This window comes from Agreia sp., from assembly GCF_964263775.1.
GTDB lineage: Bacteria > Actinomycetota > Actinomycetes > Actinomycetales > Microbacteriaceae > Agreia.
In genome coordinates this window covers 1-6,085 of the sequence record NZ_CAXVWM010000100.1, presented here as the reverse complement: position 1 = coordinate 6,085, position 6,085 = coordinate 1, and the positions used below count along the sequence as shown (strand labels likewise).

Here is a 6,085-nt window from a genome sequence, read left to right as displayed (position 1 = left end):
GTGAGTTCGATGGATGCGCCGGCCATGATGACCTGGTCGGTGACGCCGTCGCCGAGCTGGGCCGTGAGCATGGCGAGGATGGGCCGAACCCGCTTGCCGCCGGCCTCGAGCAGATAGCGGGCGGCCACGTCGGCGAGCTCGTCGCTGAACTTGACCTCGGCGAAGAGTCTCGCCTCGAGGCGCTCGATTCCGTTGTCGACGGCACGCGCCACCTCGCGGTCGCGACTGGTCGAGAAGAGGCGGTCGTGCAGGTTGAGCGACGACGACAGGCTCTGGGTGCGCCGAGCCTTGCCTGCGGGCGCGCTCGTGCCGGCAACGGGTGTTTTCGGGGTCACGGGTTCAGCCTACTGACCCGCGCGGGGCTTGATGCCCCGGTGCAGGGCGACGATTCCGAGGCTGAGGTTCTTGTACGCGACCCTCCGGAATCCGGCGGTGCGCATCCATTCCGCCAGGGTCTTCTGGTCGGGCCAGGCCTTGATCGAATCGCCCAGGTAGTCGTAGGCCTCGGCGTTCGACGACGCGAGCTTCACCAGGGTGGGCATGACCCTGTTCAGGTAGGTGAAATAACCGGTGCGCACGAGCTTGGCCGGGGGCTTCGAGAACTCGCAGATCACGATTCTGCCGCCCGGCTTGGTGACCCGGTAGAGCTCTTTCAGAGCCACATGGGGGTCGACGATGTTGCGCAGCCCGAACGAGATCGTGACGGCGTCGAACTCCTCGTCGGCGAACGGCAGGTTCATGCCGTCGGCGATCACGAACTCGACGTTGCGGTTGCCGGCCTGCTGGCGCCTGCCGACCTCGATCATGCCGGGCGAGAAGTCGGCGGCCACCACGTGTGCGCCTTTGGCGGCGAGGGCGGCGCTCGACGTTCCCGTTCCTGCAGCGAGATCGAGGATGCGGTCGCCTGGGCGCGGGTCGACGGCCCGAACCGTGGCCGCCCGCCACAGTTGGTCGTTGCCCATCGAAAGCACCGCGTTCGTGCGGTCGTAGTGCGTCGAGACCTGGTCGAACATCGCGGAGACCGCCTGGGGCTTCTTCGTAAGGTCTGCCTTATTCACACGTTCAGTGTAGTTGCGCAGCCCGCACGACGGCTGGGGATGGCGCATGTTCGGGAATGCGCGCACTCCGGCCGAACTAGGCTGAACGCGTGAGCGAAACGTCACGAACTCTGCCCCGCCTGGTCGTCGAGACCACGCGCGTCGACGACATCCGGCTGCTGGTGCCGCTGCTCGACTCGCGTCATCCGCTGCTCTGGATGCGCAAGGGCGAGGGCATGGCGGGCGCCGGTGTAGCGCTGCGGCTCGAATTCTCGGGGGCGAACCGATTCGCGGATGCCTGTGCGACGTGGCGCGAGGTCGCCCGGCTCGCTCGGGTCACCGACCCGCTGCAGTCGCCGGGCACGGGACTCGTGGCGTTCGGCGCCTTCGCGTTCTCGGCCACCTCGGCCCTCATCTCCACCCTCATCGTTCCCGAGATCGTCGTCGGCAAGCGTGCGGGCGTGTACTGGATCACCCGAATCACGGCGCAGTCGGAGTCGGGCGAACAGGTCGGCTCCCCGCATCCCGCACCCGCCGCCCGCCCCCTCGGGGCCGAATACCGACTCTCGCTCCTGCCAGGGCAGGTGAAGCCCGACGACTACCGCGCCTCGGTCGAGGCCGCGGTCGCCCGAATTGCGGCGGGCGACCTGAACAAGGTCGTGCTCGCCCGCGACCTCGTCGGCCACCTGCCCACCGAGAGCGACCTGCGGCGCACGCTCACCGATCTCGCCCTGGGCTACCCCGACTGCTGGACCTACGCCGTCGACGGCCTCATCGGCTCGAGCCCCGAGACGCTCGTGCGTGTCGACCACGGAACCGTCAGCGCCCGGGTGCTCGCCGGCACGATGTCACGCGGCCGCGACGCCGAGGCCGACTCCGAGGCCGCCATCGCGCTGGCAACGAGCTCGAAAGACCTCGACGAGCACCGCTTCGCCGTCGCCAGCGTCGTCGGGTCGCTGCAGTCGCACACGCGCACCCTGATCACCTCCGAGATCCCCTTCACCCTCAAACTGCCCAACCTGTGGCACCTCGCCACCGACGTCGAGGGCCTGCTGTCTGACGGCTCGACATCACTCGATCTCATTGCCGCGCTGCATCCCACGGCCGCCGTCGCCGGCGCCCCCACGGCCGTCGCGCTGGCCGTCATCGACGAACTCGAACCGTTCGACCGGGGCCGCTACGCCGGGCCGGTCGGGTGGGTCGGCGCTGATGGCGACGGCGAGTGGGCCGTCGCGTTGCGCTGCGCCCAGATCGCCGAGAACGGCGACATCACGGCCTACGCCGGCGCGGGAATCGTGGCGGAGTCCGATCCGGAGAGGGAGCTCATCGAGACCAAGATGAAGTTCCGCCCCATCGTCGAGGCCTTCGGCTAGGGCGTGCGCCGTGCGTAATTCAGGAGGAGAGGCCGACCGCCGCCATAGTGTCCTCGGCGACGCGCCTGTCCTGAATTACGAACGGGCCGCGCTCGCCCGGGCCGCCTATGGGCGCACGTCGACCCCGGCAGACGAGGTTCGCGCGGCCGATGCCGCTCGCGAACTGCACGAGCTCGAGCTGCGTGAGGCCGCCGAGCAGCAGGCCCTGCAGCGGGCCGCACGCGATGCCGCGGATGCCCGCGAGCGCCGAGCCCACAGCATCCGGTCTCGCGTCGCGCGGGTGACGGGCACGCTCGTCGTGCTGGCACTGATCGCCACGGGCGCAGCGATGTGGCTCGCGCCCCCGCGCGACGATCGGCCGTTCGTCGACACGATGGAACTCGGGCACCGCGAGGTCGCTCCCCTGCCCGCACGGGTGCCCGCCCGAGCGGTGACCACCGGAAGCGCGGCATCAGCAGAGCGCTGGTTCGACGCCGTGCAGACCGACACCGACCGTCTTTATGAGCTGCTGCCCGCATTCATCGACTCGTCGACCACCCGCCTGGTGCCGACCGACGAACCCGGATGGAGGGTCTGGGTTGCGAAAGACGTCGATGCGAGCCTCTGCCTGATCGTGCATGAGGCGTCGACCCCCGAAGCGGTCGCCGCCTGCGCTACTCCCGACGACTTCACGGCGTCGGGTGTACTCGTCTCGAGTGTCGGGTCGACGTCGATCAGCGCGTTCTGGGACGGATTCGACGTGCGAACCGGCCAGAACGGTGCGAGCCTGGCGCCCTGAGGCAAAGAATCGCCCGGCCGGCTCTCCGGCTAGCTCGCCGCGAGCCGCGCCTTCTCGGCCTCGATGTCGTAGTCGGCCGGCGGCCAGCCCTGGCCGAACGCCGTCATCGTCTCGATGAGCAATTGCTGCACGGCGGCCCGGGCGTACCACTTGTGGCTGGCCGGCACGACGAACCACGGCGCGATCTCGGGCGATGTGTTCTGGATGGCCCGCTGGTAGGCCTCCTGGTAGGCCGGCCAGAGCATCCGCTCGTCGACGTCGCCCGGGTTGTACTTCCAGTACTTGTCCTCGCGCTCGAGGCGGGCGCCGAGGCGGGCCTTCTGCTCGTCTGAACTGATGTGCAGCATGACCTTGACGATGCTGGTGCCCGACTCGGTGACCTGGCGTTCGAACTCGTTGATGAGCTCGTAGCGGTTCTCGATCACCTCGGGAGTGGCGAGGTCGCGCACCCGCGCGATGAGCACGTCTTCGTAGTGCGAGCGGTCGAACACCCCGATCTGGCCGGCCTTCGGCAGGGCGTTGCGGATGCGCCAGAGGAAGTCGTGGCTGAGCTCTTCGGGCGTCGGCTTCTTGAACGAGGTGTGTGAGACGCCCTCGGGATCGACCGTGCCGATCACGTGACTGACGATGCCGCCTTTGCCCGCGGAATCCATGGCCTGCAGCACCAGCAGCACGCTGCGGTTGTCGCCCGCCAGGCTGTTGGCGTGCAGCCTGACCTGAAGGTCGTCGAGGGTGGGCGCCCCGGCCGCGAGCGCCTTTTCGCCCTGCTTCTTCGATGCCGAAACCCCGGGTGTGCTCGCCGGGTCGAGGTCGGCGAGCACGAAGCCCTCGCGGGCGGCGAGAAGGTCGCGGGCGCTGCCCGAGAAGAAAGAGTCGTCGTTCTTGGCCATTGGTCGGTGCCTTTCATCGAGCGTGACCCCACTGTAGACGGGGCCGCGTCTGCAGTTCGAGCGCTACGCCGGTTTGCGCGTGAAGACGTAGTGCACGACGCCTGCGGGCGTCGCCGTCGCCTGCACCTCGAAGCGCTGCTCGAGGCTCTCCAATCCGTTCCACAGTCGCACGCCTCGGCCGAGCACGATCGGCACCACGACGATGTGCAGGTGATCCACGAGGTCTGCCTCGAGAAACTCCCGCACGACGGTGGGGCCGCCGCCGAGGCGCACGTCGAGGCCGCCCGCCTGTTCGATCGCGAGGTCGAGGGCCTCGCGCGGCGACGCATCCCGAAACAAAAACGACGTCTCGCCGACCGTCAGGTCGGGGCGTGCATGGTGCGTCAGTACGACGACCGGCGAATGGAAGGGAGGCTCCTCGCCCCACCATCCGCGCCAGGTCTCGTCTGTCCACGGCCCCTCCTGCGGGCCGAACTTGCCGCGGCCCATGATCTCGGCGCCGATGCCCACGTCGGTCGCGGCGGCGAACGCATCATCGACTCCGCGGGTGCCCTGGCCGACCGCCTCGTCGCCGTGGCCGGTCTTGCTCACGAAGGTGTGCGTGGGCAGAAACCACTGCATCAGCCGGTGCCCTGCATGGCCGAAGGGGGCCTCGAAGGTTCGACCCTCGCCCGTGGCGAAACCGTCGATCGACATGGCGAGGTTGTGCACTCGGAGTTTGGTCACGAGGGCAATGTACCAAAGCGCTCAAGCCCTGCGAAACGACGATTCGTCCGACTTCACTGAGATTCGGCGAGCAGAACCTCGACGATGCCCAACGGCCCGTCGGGGCTGGTGAGCGCCCGGTCGAGCTCGGCGCGCGTCGTTGCCAACGTGTACGCCCAGCCGTATGCGGCGGCGAGCTGCTCGATCGAGACCGCCTGCGGCGTGCGCATGACCCGACCGAACGCATCCGGATCTGCCGTCGATGCGACCTCGAGCGAGTCGAAGATCGTGCCTCCGCCGTCGTTGCCGACGATGAGTTGAACGCGAGGACGAACCTCGCCCACGCCGACGAGCAGCCCGCCCACGTCGTGCAGCAGGGTGAGGTCGCCGAGCAGAACCCGGGTGACGCCGCCCGTCGCATCCACCTGGCTGGCCAGGGCCACGCCCAGCGCGGTCGACACGGTTCCATCGATGCCGGCCAGGCCGCGGTTGGAGTGAACGGTGATCTTCTTGCCCGGCACGACCCGGTCGGCCTCGCGGATGAGCCGCGATGCGCCGAGCACGAGCCGGTCGTGCGGCCACGTGGCGCGCCACACGGAGAGCGCGAGGATCGGCCTCGAGATCGACGCTTGGGCGGCGGCGAGCTCGGCCTTCGCATACTCGCGGCGTCGGCCGAGATCGCCCGAGCGGGGAGCCTCGACGTCGGGCGCGGGCAACTCCGGGTCGTCGAGTTCGAGCTGGTGTCGGCTGGCCATGACCCAACGCCCGAGCCAGGCCCGCGCATCCGGCTCTCGGCTCGCCGCGACGGCCTCGGGCCCGACCTCGACGTGATCTACCAGCAGCCGACCGTCGTGCCCGGGCGTGATGCGTTCGCCGCCCGAGGCCACGACGACGAGCTGCAGCTCGGGTCGCGCGAGCAGCGCGGGCACCTCTCGGCTGAGGGTCGGATGGCCGAAGACGATGACGCGCTCGACGTGCTCTGCGAGCTCGCTCGAGAGCAGTTCGCGGTACGCGACGATCAGGTTCGGCCCGAAGCGTGCGCCGCTCGAGACCTCGGCTAGCAGCGGCCATCCGCTCGCGTGCGCGATCTCTTCGGCCTCAGGGCCCGCGCCGTCGCCAGCCACGACGATCGTGCGCAGGCCGGGTCCGACCCGGTGGGCGGGGGTCGGATGCGACGGGGCCGGGTCGTCGAGATGCGGCACGGCGATCTCGGGAAAGTCTCCCGACAGGGGCTCGCGGAACTGCAGGTTGAGGTGCACGGGGCCGGGCATCCCGTCGCGGCCGCGCGACGCATCCATTGCC

The 6,085-nt window shown here is 69.4% G+C and carries 6 protein-coding genes and 1 pseudogene; 2 read left to right on the top strand and 5 right to left on the bottom strand.

The features are described 5' to 3' along the window. A pseudogene (locus ACE5CZ_RS07845) lies at positions 1-335 on the bottom strand (polyprenyl synthetase family protein); the annotation flags it as partial. Positions 336-344: 9 nt separating this feature from the next. Continuing rightward, positions 345-1,058: a demethylmenaquinone methyltransferase gene (locus ACE5CZ_RS07840; protein WP_374946771.1), complete on the bottom strand. Its 714-nt coding sequence runs from the start codon at positions 1,056-1,058 to the stop codon at positions 345-347. Between the two features lie 89 nt (positions 1,059-1,147). On the opposite strand from ACE5CZ_RS07840, the gene ACE5CZ_RS07835 reads away from it, so the two are divergent. Together ACE5CZ_RS07835 and ACE5CZ_RS07830 are read left to right on the top strand one after the other, a co-directional pair. Continuing rightward, the gene (locus ACE5CZ_RS07835) at positions 1,148-2,410 is read left to right on the top strand and encodes an isochorismate synthase MenF (protein WP_374946770.1); all 1,263 of its coding nucleotides are present in this window, start codon (positions 1,148-1,150) and stop codon (positions 2,408-2,410) included. A 10-nt stretch (positions 2,411-2,420) separates the two neighbouring features. Beyond that, entirely contained in the window at positions 2,421-3,188 is a 768-nt protein-coding gene (locus ACE5CZ_RS07830) for a hypothetical protein (protein ID WP_374946769.1), read from the top strand. 29 nt (positions 3,189-3,217) lie between these two features. Here the strand turns inward: ACE5CZ_RS07830 and ACE5CZ_RS07825 are convergent, their stop codons facing one another. From ACE5CZ_RS07825 to ACE5CZ_RS07815, 3 genes are all read right to left on the bottom strand, one after another. Beyond that, the gene (locus ACE5CZ_RS07825; protein ID WP_374946768.1) at positions 3,218-4,078 is read right to left on the bottom strand and encodes a PPK2 family polyphosphate kinase; all 861 of its coding nucleotides are present in this window, start codon (positions 4,076-4,078) and stop codon (positions 3,218-3,220) included. 63 nt (positions 4,079-4,141) lie between these two features. Next, positions 4,142-4,804 carry a dihydrofolate reductase family protein gene (locus ACE5CZ_RS07820; protein WP_374946767.1) on the bottom strand — a complete coding sequence of 221 codons (663 nt, stop codon included), beginning with the start codon at positions 4,802-4,804 and terminating at the stop codon, positions 4,142-4,144. A gap of 53 nt (positions 4,805-4,857) precedes the next feature. Then, on the bottom strand, positions 4,858-6,085 hold a 1,228-nt coding region (locus ACE5CZ_RS07815; RefSeq protein WP_374946766.1), incomplete at its 5' end, for a 2-succinyl-5-enolpyruvyl-6-hydroxy-3-cyclohexene-1-carboxylate synthase.

Coding starts and splice junctions, on each gene's coding strand:
- ACE5CZ_RS07825 (WP_374946768.1), bottom strand. CDS start 4,078: ATGGCCAAGAACGACGACTCTTTCTTCTCGGGCAGCGCCCGCGACCTT.